The following is a 20,738-nucleotide window of genomic DNA, read 5'->3' on the forward strand; positions in this document are numbered from 1 at the left end:
GATGAAGATGGTCTGGCGCATCCTCCGTATCTGCCTCTACGCGCTGCTTGTGCTGCTCGTGGTGGCGATCGGCGCGCTTGTCGTTTTGACCGGCACCGAAGGCGGCCGGCAGAATCTCGCCGGCCTGATTTCGAAGATGGCTTCGAGCGAGGACCGCAAGGTGACGGTCAGCGGCATCGAAGGCATCTGGTCGGGCGCGCTCAGGGTGGACCATGTCGTGCTGGAAGACCGCGCCGGCCCCTGGATGGTGGCGCGCAAGGTGGCGCTCGACTGGTCGCCGACGGCGCTGCTCTCCTGGAATTTCAATGCCGACCGCTTTGCCGCCGAGCGCATCGAGCTGGCGCGGCTGCCGCAGCCAGGCCTGCAGCCGTCGCAAGGCGGCTCGTCCAGCCTGCCGGTGTCGATCGACGTGAAGCAGATCGACCTGCCGGAGATCGCGCTTGGACAGGAGCTTGCCGGCAGCGGCATCGCCGAGTTGGCCGCCAAGGGTTCGCTCAAGGCCGATCCGTCGCCGCTGGCGATCGAGAGCGTGCTCAACGTCAGCCGCCATGACGGCAAGCAAGGCAATGTCGACGCCAAAGTCCACTTTGCGCCGGCCGACAACAAGCTCGACCTCGACCTCAAGGCGTCGGAACCGGCCGGCGGCATCATCGCCAATTTGCTCAAGCTGCCGGATGCGCCGCCCGTCAACATCGTCGTTTCCGGCGGCGGGCCTTTGGCCAACTGGAGCGGCGTCGGCACCTTCATGGTCGACGGTCGGATCGTCAGCCAGTTGACCGGTCGGCACCAGCTCACCGACAAGGGCCGCCGCATCGAGGCCAAGGGCGACGGCCAGTTCGAAGGGTTCCTGCCGGAGAAGATAAAGGCTTTGTTTGCCGGCAAGACGAGCTTCGACCTCGCCGGAACGGCGACCGCGTCGGGTGGGATCGATATCGAGCAGGCCATCATAGAGAGCGATGCGGTGCACGGCACTGCAACCGGCAATGTCGATCCGAAGGGCGCCAGCGACCTGGCGGTCGAGCTCTCCGCCAAGAACAAGCCGGTCACCGTCGATGTCGGCAACAGCGCGGTTCCGATCCTGGTCGCGGTCGAAAAGGCCACGGTGCGCGCCTTCGGCGACGGCAAGGCGCCGATGGTCGATATCGGCACGTCGCTTACTTCGGTCGCCGTCGGCGGCACCCAGCTCAACAATATTACGGGCGAGATCCATTCCGACGGCTTCGACATCGAGACCGTTAACGGCCCGGTCGCCATCAAGCTCGCGGCCGCCGGCCTGAAGACCGATGTCGCGACGCTGGCGCCGCTGGTGACCGGCAAGCTCGCCGCGGATCTTTCCGGCACGATCAGCCGCGAGACCGTGACCATCGACAAAGGCACCTTGCGCAGCGATGCGCTCAATGCCGGGCTGACGGCAAATGTGGCGCTGGCCGATTTGTCGATGACGCTGAAGATGAATGCCGACGCCGTCTCGAAGGCATTGCCGCCGCAGATCAGCTCGCTGCTTGGCGAGCGGGTGAAATTCTCGGCCACCGCCACGCGCGATCCGCAAGGGGCGTTCGCCGCCAATTCGCTGGAGATCAGTTCCGGCTCGCTTAGCGCCAGCGGTACCGGCAGCATGCAAGGATCGGATATCCAGGCCAGCGTCAAAGGCACGTTGGGCGATGTCTCGCCACTGTCGTCGCTCGCCGGCACGCCGCTTGCCGGCGGGGTCAATTTCGCGCTGACCACGAGCGGTCCGCGCTGGGCGCCTGATTTCTCCGTTTCAGCAGACAGCGCCAGCCTGACGGCCGCCGGCCGCACGGTGAAGGACATCAAACTCTCGGCCAAGGGCAAGGCCGACATCGCCAACCCGTCCGCTGAAATCTCGCTGACCGGCAGCGCCGAGGGGCAGGCGCTAGACATCGCAGCCTCGCTGGTGACGGCCGACGGCAAGCGCTCGATCAGGGGTCTTAGCCTTGCGCTTGGCAACAACAAAGTCTCGGGCGATCTTGCGCTCGACGACAAGTTCCTGCCGCTCGGCACGCTGACGCTTGCCGTGCCCGACATCGGACCGCTCGCGGCGCTCGCGAATCAGAGCGCGACCGGCGATATCAACGGCACGATCGCCTTCGCCAAGGACGGCGAGGCGCCGACCGTCACCGTAAATGCGACCAGCACGTCGATCGCGCGCGGCGATCTGGCGGCGAAAGCCATCACCGTCAACGCGCTGATCGCCAACTACCTGAAAGGGCCGGCGATCTCAGGCACGATCAAGGCCGATAGCGTGACCTCCGGCGGCACGGTCATCAGCGGCATCAGCATCGACTTGAAGCGCGACGGCGATTGGACCAACTTTACCGGCGGCGCCACCGCGTCCGGCATTCCGGCCACCGCCACCGGCCGGGTGAAGATCGCCAACGGCACGACGAGCGTGGAAATCGCTTCCGGCGAGGCGACGGTGCGCGGCATCAAGGCGGCCATCGCCGAGCCTTCCAGCATCTCCATCGCCAATGGCGTGACCGCCATCGAGAAGCTCGCGCTCAATCTCGGCGGCGGCTCGGCGACGGTTTCCGGCAGCGCCGGTCAGGCCCTGGACCTGACGGCAAACCTCACCAATCTCCCGTTGGCGCTCGCCAATGATTTCGTGCCGGGCCTCGACGGGGCCGGAACGCTGGAGGGCACGGCACACGTCACGGGTCCATCGTCCAATCCCGACGTTCAGTTCAACGCGAAGGTGGCGGGCGCCGAGACCAGCCAGACCCGCCAGGCCGGACTCGGGCCGCTGGATCTGGACGCCGCCGGCAGCTACACGCTGGAGGGCGGCGTCGCCCTGGACCACGCCACGCTTTCGGGCGAAGGGATTTCAGGCAAGGCCGCCGGCACCCTCAACCCGAACGGCGCCAGCGATTTCTCCTTCGACCTTACCTCGTCCGGAGCCAGCCTGCCGTTGACAGTCGGCAGCGCCCAAAGCCCGGTCAAGATCGCCGTCCAGTCCTTGTCGGCAAAGATGGCGGGCGAAAGCACGCAAGCACGGCTCGATGTGTCCGCGATCCTGCCTTCCATTGCCGCCAGCCAGGCGACGGTCGACGGCCTCACACTGGCGCTGCATTCGGATGCCTTCGACCTCAAGGGGCGGGCAGGTCAGGTTTCCGGCACGGTGTCGGTGGACAGGATCGGCCTCGACAATCCGATGATCGCGCCGCTGATCGCCGGCAAGGTCACGGCGAAAGTCAATGGCCGCCTGACGACCGATGCCGTCGCCGTCAATAGCGGCTCGATCACCAGCGATGCGCTCGACGGCCAGGTCGCCGGCCGGATATCGCTGGGCGACGGTTCGGTCGACCTCAACATGAAGGCCAATGTCGCCTCTTCAGCCTTGCCGGCGGCGGTGCGGGGCATGCTTGGCGAGAGCGCTGCGTTGAGCGCCGTGCTGAAGCGCGATGCCAATGGCAATGTCAATGTCGACGGGCTGAAGCTGAATTCCGGCGCGCTTGGCGCCGACGGGCAGGCGAGCCTTGCCGACGGCAAGCTGGCCGCCGGGATCAGAGGCGCGTTGAGCGATGTTTCGGGGCTGTCGAAAGACGCCAAGGGCGCCATCGCCTTTGCCTTGAACGCGCAAGGCCCGGTCACCACGCCGGACTTGTCGATGACGGTGAGCAGCGACCGGCTTTCGGTGGCGGCGCGCGAGATCACCGGGCTGAAGCTGACGGCCAGCGGCAAGGCCGATGCCGCCAATCCGGCGGCCAATGTTGAGCTCACCGGCAACGTCGCCGGGCAGAACCTGCAAGGCAGCGCGGTGCTCGCCACGACCAATGGCAGCCGCGCGATCAACGGGCTTTTGCTGTCGCTCGGTCCGAACAAGATTTCCGGCGATCTCACTCTCGACGATGCCTTCGTGCCGGTCGGCACCGTTTCGCTCGACTTGCCCGATATCGGGCCGCTGGCCGCGCTGGCGCTGGAAAAAGCCGAGGGCAATGTGCGCGGCACGATCGCTTTTACCAAGGCAGGCAATGGACCCAATGTCGCGGTCAAGGCGAACACCTCCGAGATCAAGCGCGGCGATCTCTCCGCCAGGAATGTCGCCATCGACGCGCAGATCGCGAATTACATGGCAGCACCGGTTATTGCCGGCACGGTGCGCGCCGAGAGCGTGACTTCCGGCGGCACGGCCGTCACCGGTATCGATGTCAATCTCAAGCGCGACGGCGACTGGACCGGATTCTCCGGCGGCGCCACCGTCAAGAATATCCCGGCGAAGGCAGCCGGCCGGGTGAGGATCGCCAACGGCACGACGACCGTCGAGCTCGCGTCGGGCCAGGCGACGGTGCAGGGCATCAAGGCCGCGATCGCGCAGGCCTCGACCGTGACCATCGCCAACGGGGTGACGACGCTCGACCGGCTGGTGCTGAATCTCGGCGGCGGCACGGCGACGGTGACAGGCAAGGTCGCGCAGACGCTCGACATCAACGCCAATCTGGCTCGGGTGCCGATCTCGCTCGCCAACAGTTTCTCGCCGGGCCTCGATGCAGCCGGCACGGTCTCGGGCAGGGTCAAGGTCACCGGCGCGCCGGCGACCCCTTCGGCGGCCTTCAACATCGATGCTTCCGGCGTGCAGACCTCGCAGACGCGCGGCGCCGGCCTCGGCGGCATGAATGTGTCGTCGTCGGGAACCTTCGCCGGCAACAAGCTCGCCTTCGACGCCAACATCAGCGATGGCGCCGGCCTCGGCCTCAAGGGCGGCGGCACGGTGGCGACGGCAGGCACGCCCACCTTGGCGCTCGATTTCAGCGGCAAGGTGCCGTTTTCCTTCCTTGCTGCCAAGCTCGCCGCGCAAGGTCTGGCGCTCAACGGCACTGCCAATGTCGATGTGCAGGTGCGCGGTCCCGCATCCGCGCCGGTGATCAGCGGCAAAGTCACGACATCCGGCGCGCGCCTTATCGATGCGCGTTCCGGCCTGGCGGTCAACGATATCGCCGCCGATGTCTCGATTGGCGGCGGCGTCGCCAGGATCAATCGCTTGACCGGAAAGCTGTCGACGCGCGGCAGCCTGTCGGCCAGCGGCACGGTGGGCATCACGCCGGCGCAAGGCTTTCCGGCCGACCTGTCGATCAAGCTCACCGATGGCCGTTATACCGACGGCCGGGTGGTGACCGCCAATCTCGGCGGCGACCTGACCGTCAAGGGGCCGCTGGTCTCGGCGCCGGTGATCGCCGGCACCGTCAACCTGGCGAGGACGGTCATCACCGTTCCGGACAAGCTGCCGGGGTCGCTTTCGGAACTCAACGTCAAACACAAGAACGCGCCTCGCGCCGTGCGAGCACAGGACAAGGCGCTGCGCCCGCCGACGTCCAGCGGCAGCAGCAAGGGCGGCAGCGGCCTGACGCTTGACGTGACGGTCAACGCGCCGAACCAGATATTCATCCAGGGCAGGGGCGTCGACGCCGAGCTCGGCGGCTCGCTCAAACTAACCGGGACGGCGTCGTCACCGCAGGCCGTGGGCACTTTCACCTTGCAGCGCGGACGGCTAACGATCCTTGCAAAACGGCTGACATTCACGGACGGCACGGTCGGGTTCCAGGGATCGCTGGTGCCTTACCTCAATCTCACCGCGACCACGACGACAAGCAGTGCCACCGTGACAATCGTGGTTTCCGGCGAGGCGACCGATCCGAAATTCAACTTCTCCTCGGTGCCGGCGCTGCCGCAGGACGAGGTCCTGGCGCAGCTCATCTTCGGTCAATCCATGTCCAGACTATCACCGCTGCAGATCGCCCAGCTCGCCGATGCCGCCGCGCAATTAGCAGGCGCCGGCGGCACGACCTCGCTGCTCGACAACCTGCGCAACGCAATCGGCGTCGACGACCTCGACGTGACGACGGACGAGAAGGGCGGCACCGCGGTCTCGGCCGGCAAATACCTTAACGACCGCACCTATGTGACCATACAGAAGGGCGACAAGCCAGGCTCCGGCAAGGCCACGATCGACCTTAATGTCGGTCGTGGCGTGAAGCTGCGCGGCGAGGCCAATGATGCCGGCGAAGCCAAGGGCGGCGTCTTCTACGAACGCGAATATTGAGGCCGCGCCGGCGCTTCTGTGTTTGCCCAGCAGGCGGGCGGGGCCGTTATCCGTATAAAATGTATTGATTTAATCGCCCAACGATTTTTTGGGAAATCCGCCTCGCGATAACAAATTTGCGTCAAGACTGTCGCTAACGCGCGAACCGGGTTGTAGCCAAAGATGCACATTCCCTGGCATGTTCCTATTCCACACCGTGTTTTGACATCACGGTCTGGATGCGGAATGTTACAAGGCGGAAAGCCAACAATGGGAGTAAGTCATGGCAATCTATAAGAGCAATGGTGATCGTGTTCCCGATCACATCCTGAAAATGGCTGAAGAGGCCAAATCGGGCGGCGTGGACCGCCGCGAATTCCTGGCTTTGGCCAGTGTCTTCGGCGCATCGACCGCAATGGCCTATGGCATGCTCGGCCTCGCCGCGCCGACCCCGGCCCGGGCCGAGGACGTGCAGGGCAAGAAGGGCGGCGTGCTCAAGGTCGCGATGTCGATCAAGGATCCGAAGGATCCGCGCACCGCCGACTGGTCCGAAATCTCCAATGCCGAGCGCCAGGCGCTCGAGCCGCTGGTGAAATACACGAAGGAATATACCTTCGCGCCCTACCTCCTGGCGAGCTGGGACATCAACGACGATGCCACCGAATACACGCTGCATGTGCGGCCGGGCGTCGAATGGAACAACGGCGACAAGTTCACCGCCGACGACGTGATCCACAATTTCACCCGCTGGGCGGATAAGGGCGCGGAAGGCAACTCGATGCCTGGCCGCCTCGGCAGCCTCGTCGACGACACGACCAAGAAGCTGCGCGAAGGCTCCGTCGTCAAGGTCGACGACATGACCGTCAAGCTCAAGCTGACCAAGCCCGACATCGCCATCATCCCGAACCTTTGCGACTATCCGGCGCTGGTCGTGCACAAGACCTTCGACGAGAAGGGCGCCAACTTCAAGAACTGCCCGATCGGCACCGGTCCGTTCGAGCTCGTCTCCTATGACGTCGGCCAGAAGGTGGTCTACAAGCGCCGCACGACCGGCAAATGGTGGCAGGGCGAGGCCTTCCTCGACGGCGTCGAGTTCATCGATTACGGCACCGATCCGGCCGCGACCGTCTCGGCCTTCGAGTCGGGCGAAGTCCAGACCAACCACGAAACGACCGCCGACTACATCAAGATCATCGCCGACGTCGGCGCTCCGGTCTCGGAAGTCGTGACGGCTGCCACCGTGGTGTCGCGCTTCAACGTCACCCACAAGCCTTATGACGACCAGAAGGTTCGCCAGGCGATGTTGCTTGCCGTCGACAATGCCACCGTGCTGCAGCTCGGCTACGGCAATGCCGGCACGCCGGCGGAAAACCACCACGTCGCGCCGATCCATCCGGAATATGTCAAGCTGCCGGAGGTCAAGCGCGATATCGCCAAGGCCAAGCAGATGCTGACGGAAGCGGGCGCGATCGATTTCGAGCACGAGCTGATCAGCAACGACGAGGACTACCACAAGAACACCACGGACGCGATCGCCGCCCAGCTGCGCGAAGCCGGCATCAAGGTGAAGCGCACCGTGCTGCCGAGCTCGACCTTCTGGAACGACTGGACGAAGTATCCGTTCTCGGAAACCAACTGGAACATGCGCCCGCTGGGCATCCAGGTGATCGCCATCGCTTACCGCTCCGGTGAAGCGTGGAACGAGACGGCCTACGCCAATCCGGACTTCGACAAGAAGGTGAACGAGGCGCTCGGCATTGCCGATGCGGAGAAGCGCAAGGTTGTGATGAAGGATATCGAGCAGACCCTGCAAGAGTCCGGCATCATCATCCAGCCCTACTGGCGCAAGCTCTACATCAATATCAAGCCCGAGGTGAAGAACCACTCGATGCACCCCACCTACGAGCACGACTTCGGCAAGGTTTGGCTCGACCAGGCGTGATCCATAGCGCGATGGATACGAGGGGCTGCGGCCCCTCGTATTTGCAGCTTCGTCGCCGTTGCATATCCTGCAGCGGTGGCGGGGCGTTCATCCGCTTTTCGAAACAGGGTTGAACCTATCTGACCCCAACCCGGCCGGCAGGGGGGCACATGTTCTCATTCATCGCCAGACGCATCGGCACGATACTGCTCACGATGCTGTGCCTGACGCTGGTCGTCTTCTTCCTCGTCAATCTCGAGCCCAATCTGAAGAAACTGGCGATCAGCCAGACCGAGATGCATACGCCCGCCGACCAGCTCGAAAGCTGGCTGGTCAATCATGGCTACCGGCAGAACTTCTTCGTGCGCTACGGCCAGTGGCTGGGCGTCTTGCCGAAGCATCCGATCACCGATCCGGCGACCGGCAAGACGACGCAACGCTTCTCCTTCTGCAACGACCCGGTCGAGCCGACATTCTCGGGGGTCCTGCAGGGCGATTTCGGCTGCTCGACCAAGTTCAAGACGACGGTCGCAGCCAAGCTGTTCCCGGCCCTCGGCGCCACCGGATTGCTGATGTTTTGGGTGCTGGCGGTGATGGTGCCGATCTCGCTGCTGATCGGCATTCTCGCCGGCATGCGCGAAGGCTCGCGCACCGACCGTGTGCTGTCGGTGGCCTCGATCGCCTCGACGGCGACGCCCGAATATGTGTCGGGCGTCATCTTCACCGTCATCTTTGCATCCTGGCTCGGCTGGCTGAACGGCTCGGCGGCGTCCGCCAGCCAGGGCATAACCTTCTACAATTTCACGCTGCCGGTGATCACGCTGGCGATCTACGGCATCGGCTATATCGCGCGCATGACACGCGCCTCGATGGTCGAGGTGATGACGCAGCAATATATCCGCACCGCCCGGCTGAAGGGCCTGTCCTTCAGCAGCGTGGTCATCAAGCATGCGTTGCGCAACGCGCTGATCGCGCCCTTCACCGTCATCATGCTGCAGTTCCCATGGCTGCTCACCGGCGTCGTCATCGTCGAGGTGATGTTCCGCTACCAGGGTTTCGGCTACACGCTGGTCGAGGCCGCCGGCAACAACGACATCGACCTGCTGCTCGGCTGCTCGCTGGTCTCGGTGTTCATCGTGCTGATCACGCAGCTGATTTCCGACGTCGGCTACGCGTTTCTCAATCCGCGTATCAGGGTTCAGTAGGGGCAGGGGCCGATGCAAACCGAATATATCAGCGCCTTCGACGTGGTTATCGGCGTGCTCTGGCGGTTCTGGCCGGTGTGGGTCGGGCTCATCCTGGTGATGGGCGCCAGCTTTACCTACAAGAAGCGGCTCGGGCTCTACGGCCAGCTCTTCGACAGCGGCGTCGGCATCGCCGGGGTCTTCATCTGCCTGTTCTGGCTGTTCACGGCGATCTTCGCCTCCACCATCTCGCCCTTCGATCCGCTGGCGCAGGTCTCGGTGATGAAGGACACGCTGCCCGGGGCGATCGAGCCGGCGTCGAAGCTCGTCTATTATTTCGGCGGCGACAAGCTTGCCCGCGACGTGTTCTCGCGCATGGTCTATGGCAGCCAGATCGTGCTGATCATCGCGCCGGCCGCCACCGGCTTCGCGCTGATGGTCGGCATCACGCTCGGCCTGCCGGCCGGTTATTATGGCGGCAAGATCGACACGCTCTTGTCGTTCCTTGCCAATCTGGTGCTGGCCTTCCCGGTCATCCTCTTGTTCTACTTGCTGGTGACGCCGGGCATCATGGACACGCCGATCCCCTATGGGATGGCGGGGCTGTTCTTCCTGTTCCCGATCATCTTCTTCTGCGTGCTGTTCTGGACCCGCTACAAGAACCGGCCGGACCGCCTCTATATCCTGCTCGGCATCACGCTGGTCCTGGGCGGCTGGATCTATACGGGCCTCGTCTTCGACAAGGATCCGCTCCACATCGTCCACATCGATCCCAACCAGCTCAACATCTTCGTGGCGGTGGTGTTCGCCTCCAGCCCGGGCGTGTTCCGCATCGTGCGCGGGCTGACCATGGACATCAAGACGCGCGACTATGTGGCGGCGGCGCAGACGCGCGGTGAATCGCCCTGGTACATCATGCTGTGGGAGATCCTGCCCAATGCGCGCGGTCCGCTGATCGTCGATGCCTGCCTGCGCATCGGCTACACGACGATCCTGCTCGGAACGCTCGGTTATTTCGGCCTGGGCCTGGCGCCGGAAAGCCCCGATTGGGGCACAGCGATCAAGGATGCCAGCCGCCTCTTGCGGTCCTTCATCCACCCGGCGCTGCCGCCGACGATCGCGCTGATGTCGTTCGTGCTGGGGCTGAACCTGTTGGCGGATTCGCTGCGTGAACAGTCGATGAAAGATTGATGGCGGGGTTTTCGGCCCCATCTTCCAAGGACCAAGGATTGGAGCGACCCATGAACGAGGCAGTTCGAGATCCAGCCAAGGCGACCAGTCAGCCGATCATCGAGATCGAGAACCTCTCGATCTCCTTCTTCACCCGCAAGGGCGAGATCCCGGCCGTGATGGATTTTTCCTGCACGGTCATGCCGGGCGAGGCGATGGGCATCGTCGGCGAGTCCGGCTGCGGCAAGTCGACCGTGTCGCTCGGCATCATGCGCGACCTCTCCAACATCGGGAAGATCGTCGGCGGAAAGATCAAGTTCCAGGGCAAGGACATGGGCGAGCTCTCCGAGGATGAGCTGCGCTCGATCCGCGGCAACAAGATCGCCATGATCTACCAGGAGCCGATGGCGAGCCTCAATCCGGCGATGAAGATCGGCCAGCAGCTGATGGAAGTGCCGCTGATCCACGACAGGGTGTCGAAGGAAGAGGCGTACAACCGCGCCCTTGAGATGGTGCGGGCGGTGAGGCTGCCCGATCCGGAGCGCATGATGCGCTCCTATCCGCACCAGCTTTCCGGCGGCCAGCAGCAGCGCATCGTCATCGCCATGGCGCTGCTTTCCAAGCCGGCGCTCTTGCTGCTCGACGAGCCGACGACGGCGCTCGACGTCACCGTCGAGGCCGGTATCGTCGAGCTGGTCAAGGGTCTGGGCGAGAAGTTCGGCACCTCGATGATTTTCGTGTCGCACAATCTCGGCCTTATCCTCGAGACCTGCGACAAGATCACGGTGATGTATTCGGGCGAGGCGGTCGAGACCGGCAAGATCGAGGACGTGTTCGACCGGATGCGCCACCCCTACACGCAAGGGCTGTTCCGTTCGATCCCGCTGCCTGGCGCGGACAAGAACTCACGGCCGCTGATCTCCATTCCTGGACAGTTGCCGCTGCCGCATGAGCGGCCGAAGGGCTGCAATTTCGGGCCGCGCTGCCACCATTTCGTCGAGGGCGTCTGCAACGCCGCGGAAATCCCGATGATCCCGGTCGAGGGCCATGAGGGCCATTTCTCGCGCTGCGTGCGGTTCAACGAGATCGACTGGGAGGCGCTGCCCCCCGGTGCCAAGAAGGTCAACGAAAAGGTCGAGCCCGGCGCGCCGGTGCTCAAGATCGACGACCTCAAGAAATACTACAAGGTCGGCGGCAGCGAGGTGTTCGGCTCCAGCGAAGGCCGCGTCGTCAAGGCCAACGAAACGATCTCGTTCACCGCGCGCGAATCCGAGACGGTCGCAATCGTCGGTGAATCCGGCTGCGGAAAATCGACGCTCGCCAAGGTGTTGTTGGGCCTCGAGACCGCAAGCTCCGGCACCGTGACGCTGGGCAACAAGGAGATCCAATCGACCGGCATCGAGCGCCGCAATGTCGAGACGGTGTCTTCGATCCAGATGGTGTTCCAGAATCCGTTCGACACGCTGAACCCCAGCCACACGGTCGGCTCGCAGATCATCCGCACGCTGGAGAAGTTCAAAGTCGGCAGGACAGTCGCCGAGCGGCGCCAGCGGATGCTGGAACTGCTCGACCTGGTGAAGCTGCCGCGCGCCTTCGAAACCCGCAAGCCGCGCCAGCTGTCGGGCGGGCAGAAGCAGCGTATCGGCGTTGCGCGCGCCTTTGCCGGTGACGCCAAGGTGGTGGTGGCCGACGAGCCGGTCTCGGCGCTCGACGTCTCGGTGCAGGCGGCGGTGACCGAGTTGTTGATGGACATCCAGCGCAAGAACAAGACGACGATGCTGTTCATCAGCCACGATCTGTCGGTGGTGCGCTATATCGCCGACCGCGTCGTCGTCATGTATCTCGGCTACATCGTCGAGCAGGGGACGACCGACCAGATCTTCTCGCCGCCCTACCACCCCTATACCGAGGCATTGCTGTCGGCGATCCCGATCGCCGACACCAGCGTGGTCAAGAAGCATATCGTGCTGGAAGGCGACATCCCGTCGGCGATGAACCCGCCGACCGGCTGCCCGTTCCAGACGCGCTGCGGCTATAAGAAGCTGGTGCCCGACAATCTGTGCGAGACCAAGGTGCCGCCGGTGAAGAACCTCGGCGACGGCCATATGAGCCTTTGCTGGCTTGCCGACGACGTGCTGGCCAAGATGGAGCCGGTCATCAAGTTCGACAAGGAACATGCCGCGCATGAGGGCGTGCCGGATGATGCGCCGCACGGCGAGGGGCCGGGCTTTGCCGGTTCGCCGCCGCAGCGCCCCGACGGCAAGAACGCCAGCGCGGAGGCCGATGCGACCGGAGAGGGCGTCGAAAACGACGAGGTGCTCAAAGCCCGTCGCCACGAAGTGCGCGACGAGGATTCGGAAACCGGTGTTTCAAGGCCGAAGGACACGACAAGGCGGCACTAGACCGTGATGGCGTTTCGTTGAATCGCCATCACGGTCTAACTCTTTGTTGGAGCATGATCTTCATCCGAAACCCGGTTCCACTTTCGGGATCATGCTCTGACCCCGAAGGGTGCTAACTGCCGCACTGCCGAATCTGCGCGGCGTAATCGCGCGCCATCTGATCGGTGGCGCGTGCGTAGCCTTGAACGCCGGCGTCGCCCCGGTTGCCGCGGCCGTAGGCGGTCCAGCCGAGATAATAGGCCAGATAGAGATTGTAGGTGTCGTTGCGGGCGACGCTGAACGTATCGGCCGTTTTTGAGTGATACCAGCCGACGAAATCGATGGCGTCGGCAAAGCGCGTGCGGCGCGCCGTCCAGTTTCCGGTCTCGCTTTGATATTGCGACCATGTGCCGTCGAGCGCCTGCGAGTAGCCGGTGGCGCTCGAGACATGCGTCCACGGGATGAAGCCGAGCAGCTTGGTGCGCGGCGGGCGGGCATTGCTCTTGAAGCCGGATTCCTTGCGCACTGTCGCCATCAGCACGGGGACGGGAACGCCGTATTTCTGCTCGGTCCGCTCGGCGGCGGACTGCCAGTTGTCGAACCAGCCGTCATTCTGGTCGAAGACCGCGCAGACGTTGTTGATATGACTGGGCGCCGTCGCGCAGGCCGAAAGCGCCAGCAGCACGGAGATAGCGACAATTTTACTAAAACTCGACCTACGCATTGGAAGACGAATAGGCCGAAATCATAAAGGGAGTGTTGCGCGCTTCCTTAACGCGGGGCGCGGGAAGCGCGAAAAACCGAATATCGATATTGCGACTGTTTGCGTCGCCATTCTTTTCGTCGATTTTGAAAAATGCCGCCTTGGCTAAAATCACGCCGGCAAATGGCGAATTCCTGACAGCCCGCATGCGATGCCGGCGCTCTGATGCGGGCATGAGCGAACCAAGACGCAAGCGCGGCGCCGAGCGCACCAGCAACCGGGGACCAGCCGCCATCCCGCAACTGCCGGCGCGGCGGGTGGAGAATCCCTATCCGCCCATGGCGCTGCTGTCGGCCAACCAGATCGAAGCCATCCACCAGGCATCGATGCACATACTGGAGAATTTCGGCATCGAGGTGATGAGCGCACGCGCCCTGTCGCTGTTCGACCGCGCCGGCGCCAAGGTCGACCACGGCTCGATGAACGTGCGCGTCGATCGCGGCATGATCGAGGAGGCGCTGAAGTCGACGCGCTCGGCCTATACGCTGACGCCCCGAAACCCAGACCACGCCATTCATCTTGGCGGCAGCACCATCAACTTCACACTCGTCGCCGGGCCGCCCAATGTGCACGACATGGAGCGCGGCCGTCGCGCCGGCAATCTTGCGGATTATTCGGACCTTGTGCGGCTGGCGCAGCATTTCAACTGCATCCACATGCTGGGCAACCAGGTCTGTGCCCCGGTCGAGCTGCCGGCGAACACCAGGCATATGGACACCTATTTCGCCAATCTGACGCTGACCGACAAATGTTTCCACGTCTCGGCGATTGGGCGGGGCAGGGCGCTCGACGGCATCGAGATGATGGCGATCGCGCGCGGGCTGACGCTTGAGCAGATGGGAGAGGATCCCGGCGTCACCACCATCATTTCGGTCAACTCGCCGCGCCGCTTCGACGAGATGATGGCCGAAGGGCTGATGACCATGGCCGAATACGGGCAGTCGGTGGCGGTGACGCCGTTCACGCTGATGGGGGCGATGAGCCCGGTGACGTTGGCCGGTGCGCTGGCGCAGCAGAATGCCGAAGCGCTGTTCGGCATCGTGCTGACGCAGCTGGTGCGTCCGGGGGCACCGGTGATGTATGGCGCCTTCACCTCCAATGTCGACATGAAGTCGGGCGCGCCGGCCTTCGGCACGCCGGAAAACACCAAAGCCAACATCGCTTCGGGACAGCTGGCGCGGCGCTACAGATTGCCTTATCGCACGACGCCGGGCTCCGCCTCCAATGCCGCCGATGCGCAAGGCGCCTACGAGACGCTGATGGCCTTGTGGGGCGCGGTGCTCGGCCACGGCAATCTCGTCTACCATGCCGCCGGCTGGCAGGAGGGCGGGCTGACAGCCTCGTTCGAAAAGCTCATCATTGACGTCGAGATGATCCAGCACATGATGGAATTCTTGCGGCCGATCGTCGTCGACGAGGCGGAGCTTGCGGTGGAGGCGCTCGGCGCGGTGCCGACCGGCGGCCATTTCTTCGGCGAGCCGCACACGCTGGAGCGCTACGCCACCGCCTTCTACCAGCCGATGCTTTCCAACTGGCAGAATTACGAGGCATGGCAGGAGGCGGGCGCCCTCGACACGACGGCGCGCGCGACGCGGCTGTGGAAGAAGGCGCTGGAGGAGTATGTCCAGCCGGCGATGGATCCCGCGGTGCGCGAGGCGCTCGAAGCCTATATGGCGCGCCGCAAGGAAGCGATCGGGCAGGGTGAGCCGTGAGGGAACAGCTTCCCATCCTGATTCATTTCAATCTCTCAACTCACTGAACCAACGAGAAAAGTCCATGAAGTCGCATGCAAAGGTCGTGGTCATCGGCGGCGGTGTCGTCGGATGCTCGGTGCTGTTCCATCTTGCCCGCCATGGCTGGACCGATGTCGTGCTTCTGGAGCGCGACGAGCTGACTTCCGGCTCGACCTGGCACGCGGCCGGCGGCATGCACACCATCAACGGCGACCCCAATGTCGCCAAGCTGCAGAAATACACGATCTCTCTCTACAAGGAGATCGAGGAACTGTCGGGGCAGGCCACCGGCGTACATCTCACCGGCGGCGTGCTTCTGGCGGCGACGGAGGCGCGGCTCGACTGGCTGCGCGGCGTGGTGTCCAAGGGCCGCTATCTCGGCATCGACCTCGAGGTGATCTCGGCCAAGGAAGCGGCGGAATTGATGCCGCTCATCGATCCCAGCCAGTTTGTCGGCGCCGTGCGCAACAAGGAGGACGGCCATCTCGACCCCTCCGGCGTGACGCATGCCTATGCCAAGGCGGCGCGGAAACTGGGGGCCGAGGTGGAGCGCTTCACCAAGGTCGAGGACATCGTGCGCCGTCCCGACGGGCTGTGGCGGATCATCACCAACAAGGGCGATATCGTTGCCGAGCACGTCGTCAATGCCGGCGGTCTGTGGGCGCGCGAGGTCGGCCGCATGGTCGGGCTCGAACTGCCGGTTCTGGCCATGGAGCACATGTACCTGATCACCGAGGACATGCCGGAGGTCGCCGACTGGAACAAGAAGACCGGCACCGAGGTCATCCATGCCGTCGACTTCGACGGCGAGCTCTATCTGCGCCAGGAACGCGGCGGCATGCTGATGGGCACTTACGAGAAGGCCAACAAGGTCTGGTCCGAGTTCCAGACGCCCTGGAATTTCGGCCATGAGCTTTTGGAGCCGGACATCGACCGCATCGCGCCGTCGCTCGAAGTCGGCTTCCGCCATTTCCCGGCCTTCCAGAAGACCGGCATCAAGCAGATCATCAATGGCCCCTTCACCTTCGCGCCGGACGGCAATCCGCTGGTCGGTCCGGTGCGCGGCCTGCCCGGCTTCTGGGTCGCCTGCGGCGTCATGGCCGGTTTCAGCCAGGGCGGCGGCGTGGGGCTCGCGCTCTCCAACTGGATGATCGAGGGGGATCCGGGCGCCGACATCTGGGCTATGGACGTGGCGCGCTACGGCGACTGGGCGACTATGGCCTATACCAACGCCAAGGTGCGCGAGAATTATTCGCGTCGTTTCTCGATCCGCTTCCCGAATGAGGAACTGCCGGCCGGGCGGCCGCTGAAGACGACGCCGGTCTATGACACGCTGTCGGCCAAGGGCGCGCAATGGGGCGTGTCCTATGGGCTCGAAGTGCCGCTCTGGTATGCGCCGGAAGGCGTCAAGGACGAGTTTTCCTGGCGGCGCTCGACCGACTTCGACCATGTTGCAAAGGAAGTCGCGGCGGTACGCGACGGCGTCGGCCTGTCGGAGATCTCGAACTTCGCCAAATACAAGGTGACGGGCGAGGGCGCGGCCGCTTGGCTCGACCGCATGCTTGCCTGCAGGCTGCCAAAGCGCGGCCGCATGACCCTGGCGCCGATGCTGAAGGAAGACGGCAGGCTGATCGGCGATTTCACTTTAGCCAATATTGACGACGGCGAATGGTTCATCGCCGGCTCCGGCATCGCCGAGCAGTACCACATGCGCTGGTTCGAGGCGCATCTGCCGAAGGACGGCTCGGTGCAAATCGAGGCGCTGGGCCAAAAGCTCGCGGGTCTCGCCATCGCCGGGCCGAAGGCCAGGGAAGTGCTCGCCAAAGTCACCCGCGCCGACGTTTCCAGTGAGGCGTTCCCCTTCATGGCGGTTGCGCGGATGGATATCGGCATGGTGCCTTGCCTCGTCGGCCGCGTCAGCTACACCGGCGATCTCGGCTACGAGATTTGGGTGGCGCCCGAATATCAGCGCGCCGCATACCAGGCGCTGCTGGCCGCGGGCGAAGCGTCAGGCATCGGCCTGTTCGGCTCGCGCGCGCTCAATGCGCTGAGGCTCGAGAAGAACTATGGCTCATGGGCGCGCGAGTACCGGCCGATCTATGGGCCGCTTGAGGCCGGGCTCGACCGCTTCGTCGCCTATGGCAAGGACGCCGATTTTATCGGCAAGGAAGCAGCACTTGCCGAGCGCAAAGAGGGCGGCAGCCTCAGGCTGCGCGCCTTCATCGTCGAGGCCACCGATGCCGATGTGATCGGCGACGAGGCGATCTGGCATGACGGCGTCGTGCGCGGCTGGGTCAGCTCGGGCGGCTATGCACATCACTCGAAGAAGTCGGTCGCGATGGGCTATGTGCCCAAGGAGATCGCCGACAGACCGGACGGTTTCGAGATCGAGATCCTCGGCAAGCGCCATGCGGCGCGCATCCAGGCGGCGCCGCTGTTCGACGCCAATTTCGAGCGGATGCGCGGCTAGAGCAATTCCAGGAAAGATGCGAAGCGGTTTTTCGTCCGGAATTGCGTCAAAACAAAAAACCTCCAGACGCGCACCCTTCGATGCTTCAGGCGCTGCGGCGGTTATCCAGTGCGAAGGCGCCGGACCCGGCGAAGATCAGATAGAGGAAGATGAAGCAGAAGGAGATCGCCGAGTCGCCGCCGTTGTTGACGGGGAAGAAGTCGCGCGGGAAGTGCGCCATGAAATAGGCGATCGCCATTTCGCCGGCCAGGAGGAATGCGACCGGGCGGGTGAAGAGGCCGAGCGCCAGCAGGATGCCGCCGGCGAATTCGAGAATGCCGGCAGCCGTCGTCAGCCCAGTGAGGACGTGCGGTTCGGCGCTGACCGGGAAGTTGAACAGTTTCTGCGAGCCGTGTTCGACGAACTGCAAGGCGGTCATGATGCGCAACACACCCAGCGCCTGCGGGCTGTACTGAGCTAGGCTTTCGAAAAGCTTCATCTAAAACTCCATTTTACCCCGATCGGGCCTTAGATTATCGCCCGGCGACGGACCACTCACATCCCATGGCCTGCCATCAACAATCGGTGAGTGGAAATGGTTTCAATCCCCATATTTCTTCTCTCCATGGTTGCATATGTATCCTTATGGTTGTATCACCAGGGGTGACGCATCAAACCAGGCAGGTCCCTTAATCATGAGAAAAGTCGTCATCAGCCTTTTGGCAATCCTTGCGGGCACCAGCTTCGCCGCAGCCGCGGATACCGGCTGCGACGCCTTCAAATGGCCGGTTGAACGTGAGCAGGCCCTGTTTCCGGCTGCACCCGCCGCCCAATCCGGCGCCACCCTGACGGTCGGCCAAGCGGTGGATTTCTCGCTCGCGGCTGTCGACGCGGTCAGCTTTGAAGTGCCGCCTGACCGTGCACCGAAAGCCGGCACCTTCGGCGCGACGGCAAATGTGACCGTGCCGCCTGAAGGCGAGTTGCAGTTCAGCCTGTCCGACGAGGCCTGGATCGATGTCGTGCAGGATGGCAAGATCGTGAAATCGGCGGCTTTCAGCGGCGTGAAGACCTGCCCGGGCATTCGCAAGAGCGTGCGTTTCAAGCTCCAGGGCGGAGCGGCCGTCGTCCAGCTCAGCGGCGCCAGGAAGGCCGATCTGAAGCTGGCGGTGCTGACGCCGGAGTGATCCAGCGCCAGCGATCGAACAGTGCTGTTATCGCACCGGCGCCAGCAACGCGAAATGCGCGCCTTGCGGGTCCTGGCACTGGATGATCCACTGGCCGCTCGGCACGTCCATCGGACCCATGATGACTTTGCCGCCATGGTCGGTGACGCGCTTGGCGGCGGCGTCGATGGCATCGACGTTGAAATAGAACTGCCAGACGGGAACCGGCATCTGCGGCGGCTTGTTCATGATGCCGCCGCCGGATTCGGGGCCGGCGCCGAAGGTTTTGTAGATACCCATCTCGCCCATGTCGAACTCGCCGGCGCTGGTCCAGCCGAACTGGCTGGAATAGAAGTCGAAAGCCGCTTTCCAGTCCGAGGTGTAGAGCTCATGCCAGCCGACATGGCCAGGCGTGGTTGCCGGCACCGGCGGCTGCTCGGCCTGATTGGGCTGCAGGAACATGAAGGAAGCCCCTTGCGGGTCCGCGACGACGGCGAAGCGGCCGACGCCCGGAATGTCGTCCGGCGCGCGATGGACGGCACCGCCGGCGTCCTTGAGCGCTTGCGTCGAGGCGTCGGCATCCTTGGTGTAGATGTAGCCCATCCAGGCTGGCGGCATGCCCATCTTGGCGGGCTCTTCCGGCATCGTCATCAGCCCGCCGACGCCGCGCACGCTGGAATTCACGACGATGTAGCGAGGCATGCCGGGCGCCTTGTCGAAGGGCTCGGCTTTCCAGCCGACAACGGCGGTGTAGAAAGCCTCGGCGGCGTCGAGGTCGGTGGTCATCAACTCGTACCAGAAGAAAGGTTGCGGGGATTTCGGCATGGTCGGTCTCCTCACGGGTTCAGGCAGCGATCGTTTGTTCGATCCATCTTAGGACGATCCTGACGACAGGAATCCGACATCTGGGCCAGAATTCGAGGATGGCAAGCGGCTTAAATCGCGTCGCGCTGAAACGGATTCAGGCGGCGCGCTTCAAGTCTTTGTTTTGATGCATATCGTTGTCCCAGAGCCGCTGCACACTTCTGAGTGACATGCATTAGGCCCATGATCTTGCGTATCCAGCGCTTTTCGACTTTGCTGCCCTCAAAGAGGGGGCTGTCTTCATGCGTCGAATGTCGCTCACGCCTGAGCTCGTGGCCTTGTGCCATCGCGACGAGGTCGATCCTGGTCCCGATGGCAGCTGGACACAGCTAAGCGATGATGATTTCCGGACGCTCGCCACGCGCCTGTCCGGCGAAGCCGACGACGGTCCGCTGTGGGTGTTCGCCTATGGCTCGTTGATCTGGAAGCCGGCCTTCGAATCGGTCGAGCAACGGCGCGCGGCCGCGCATGGCTGGCACCGCTCGTTCTGCCTCGACATAAAGCGCTGGCGCGGCAGTCGCGAGCAGCCTGGATTGATGATGGCGCTGGAACGGGGCGGGCGCTGCGACGGCGTCATCTATCGTTTGCCGGACGGCGAGAAACCAGCCCAGATCGAGAGACTGCTGCGGCGTGAAATCGACGACCACGAAAGCGTCAGCTCGGTCCGCTGGGTTCCGGTAAGAACGGCGCAAGGGTCTTTGCGGGCGCTCGGCTTCTGGGTCGGTGTGACCGGCAAGGGCACTTCGCTCGGGCAGCCGCTGGAAAGGGTAGCAAAGATACTGGCACGCGCGTGCGGCCATGTCGGCTCGGGTGCCGAATACCTCTACAATACCGTCAGCCACCTCGAGACCTTCGGCATCCATGACCGCAATCTGTGGCGGCTGCAGGAACTGGTGGCGGACGAGATCCGGTTGGTCCATGGCCACAGCGTCACAAGCCATGACACAGCTGAGGTTGCCGAGCCGGCTATAACATGACTATGTTTATCATGTTTTTGGGCAAGCAATACAGTGGCTTGGCCGAAAATTGACCAATTGATAAAAAAATAAAACGTGCTAGCCTTCCCCAAAACGACA

At 63.7% G+C, this 20,738-nt stretch carries 13 protein-coding genes; 9 read left to right on the forward strand and 4 right to left on the reverse strand.

What is annotated here, in order from left to right:
• The first annotated feature begins 1 nt into the window (after position 1).
• From FJW05_RS09515 to FJW05_RS09535, 5 genes are all read left to right on the forward strand, one after another.
• Positions 2 to 6,055 carry a translocation/assembly module TamB domain-containing protein gene (locus tag FJW05_RS09515; RefSeq protein WP_140630764.1) on the forward strand — a complete coding sequence of 2,018 codons (6,054 nt, stop codon included), beginning with the start codon at positions 2 to 4 and terminating at the stop codon, positions 6,053 to 6,055.
• A 262-nt stretch (positions 6,056 to 6,317) separates the two neighbouring features.
• Positions 6,318 to 7,976, forward strand: a complete 1,659-nt coding sequence (locus tag FJW05_RS09520; RefSeq protein WP_140630768.1) for an ABC transporter substrate-binding protein — start codon at positions 6,318 to 6,320, stop codon at positions 7,974 to 7,976.
• Positions 7,977 to 8,125: 149 nt separating this feature from the next.
• Entirely contained in the window at positions 8,126 to 9,160 is a 1,035-nt protein-coding gene (locus FJW05_RS09525) for an ABC transporter permease (RefSeq protein WP_140545748.1), read from the forward strand.
• 12 nt (positions 9,161 to 9,172) lie between these two features.
• On the forward strand, positions 9,173 to 10,330 hold the full coding sequence (locus FJW05_RS09530) for an ABC transporter permease (protein ID WP_140545747.1): 1,158 nt from the start codon (positions 9,173 to 9,175) through the stop codon (positions 10,328 to 10,330).
• A gap of 50 nt (positions 10,331 to 10,380) precedes the next feature.
• Positions 10,381 to 12,711 (forward strand): ABC transporter ATP-binding protein, encoded by a 2,331-nt coding sequence (locus tag FJW05_RS09535; protein ID WP_140630771.1) that lies wholly within the window; start codon positions 10,381 to 10,383, stop codon positions 12,709 to 12,711.
• Positions 12,712 to 12,823: 112 nt separating this feature from the next.
• Here the strand turns inward: FJW05_RS09535 and FJW05_RS09540 are convergent, their stop codons facing one another.
• Together FJW05_RS09540 and FJW05_RS09545 are read right to left on the reverse strand one after the other, a co-directional pair.
• Positions 12,824 to 13,414: a transglycosylase SLT domain-containing protein gene (locus tag FJW05_RS09540; RefSeq protein WP_140630774.1), complete on the reverse strand. Its 591-nt coding sequence runs from the start codon at positions 13,412 to 13,414 to the stop codon at positions 12,824 to 12,826.
• A complete protein-coding gene (locus FJW05_RS09545) occupies positions 13,407 to 13,628 on the reverse strand; it encodes a hypothetical protein (RefSeq protein WP_140630777.1) in 222 nt (73 codons plus the stop codon). Before FJW05_RS09545 ends, FJW05_RS09540 begins: the two co-directional genes overlap by 8 nt.
• Here FJW05_RS09545 and FJW05_RS09550 point away from each other — a divergent pair.
• Both FJW05_RS09550 and FJW05_RS09555 read left to right on the forward strand, forming a co-directional pair.
• Positions 13,627 to 15,165, forward strand: a complete 1,539-nt coding sequence (locus tag FJW05_RS09550) for a trimethylamine methyltransferase family protein (RefSeq protein WP_140630780.1) — start codon at positions 13,627 to 13,629, stop codon at positions 15,163 to 15,165. The two genes, FJW05_RS09545 and FJW05_RS09550, sit on opposite strands and share 2 nt — an antisense overlap.
• A 64-nt stretch (positions 15,166 to 15,229) precedes the next feature.
• Positions 15,230 to 17,656: an FAD-dependent oxidoreductase gene (locus FJW05_RS09555; RefSeq protein WP_140630783.1), complete on the forward strand. Its 2,427-nt coding sequence runs from the start codon at positions 15,230 to 15,232 to the stop codon at positions 17,654 to 17,656.
• A gap of 85 nt (positions 17,657 to 17,741) precedes the next feature.
• On the opposite strand, the gene FJW05_RS09560 is transcribed toward FJW05_RS09555, so the two are convergent.
• The gene (locus FJW05_RS09560; protein ID WP_140630786.1) at positions 17,742 to 18,134 is read right to left on the reverse strand and encodes a DoxX family protein; all 393 of its coding nucleotides are present in this window, start codon (positions 18,132 to 18,134) and stop codon (positions 17,742 to 17,744) included.
• Between the two features lie 196 nt (positions 18,135 to 18,330).
• Between FJW05_RS09560 and FJW05_RS09565 the strand changes: the two genes are divergently transcribed.
• Positions 18,331 to 18,819: a hypothetical protein gene (locus FJW05_RS09565; protein WP_140630789.1), complete on the forward strand. Its 489-nt coding sequence runs from the start codon at positions 18,331 to 18,333 to the stop codon at positions 18,817 to 18,819.
• Between the two features lie 27 nt (positions 18,820 to 18,846).
• Here the strand turns inward: FJW05_RS09565 and FJW05_RS09570 are convergent, their stop codons facing one another.
• On the reverse strand, positions 18,847 to 19,623 hold the full coding sequence (locus FJW05_RS09570; RefSeq protein WP_140630791.1) for a VOC family protein: 777 nt from the start codon (positions 19,621 to 19,623) through the stop codon (positions 18,847 to 18,849).
• 281 nt (positions 19,624 to 19,904) lie between these two features.
• Between FJW05_RS09570 and FJW05_RS09575 the strand changes: the two genes are divergently transcribed.
• Positions 19,905 to 20,639, forward strand: a complete 735-nt coding sequence (locus FJW05_RS09575) for a gamma-glutamylcyclotransferase (RefSeq protein ID WP_140630794.1) — start codon at positions 19,905 to 19,907, stop codon at positions 20,637 to 20,639.
• The last annotated feature ends 99 nt before the right edge of the window (positions 20,640 to 20,738 follow it).

This window comes from Mesorhizobium sp. B2-9-1, from assembly GCF_006439455.1.
Taxonomy (GTDB): Bacteria; Pseudomonadota; Alphaproteobacteria; order Rhizobiales; family Rhizobiaceae; genus Mesorhizobium.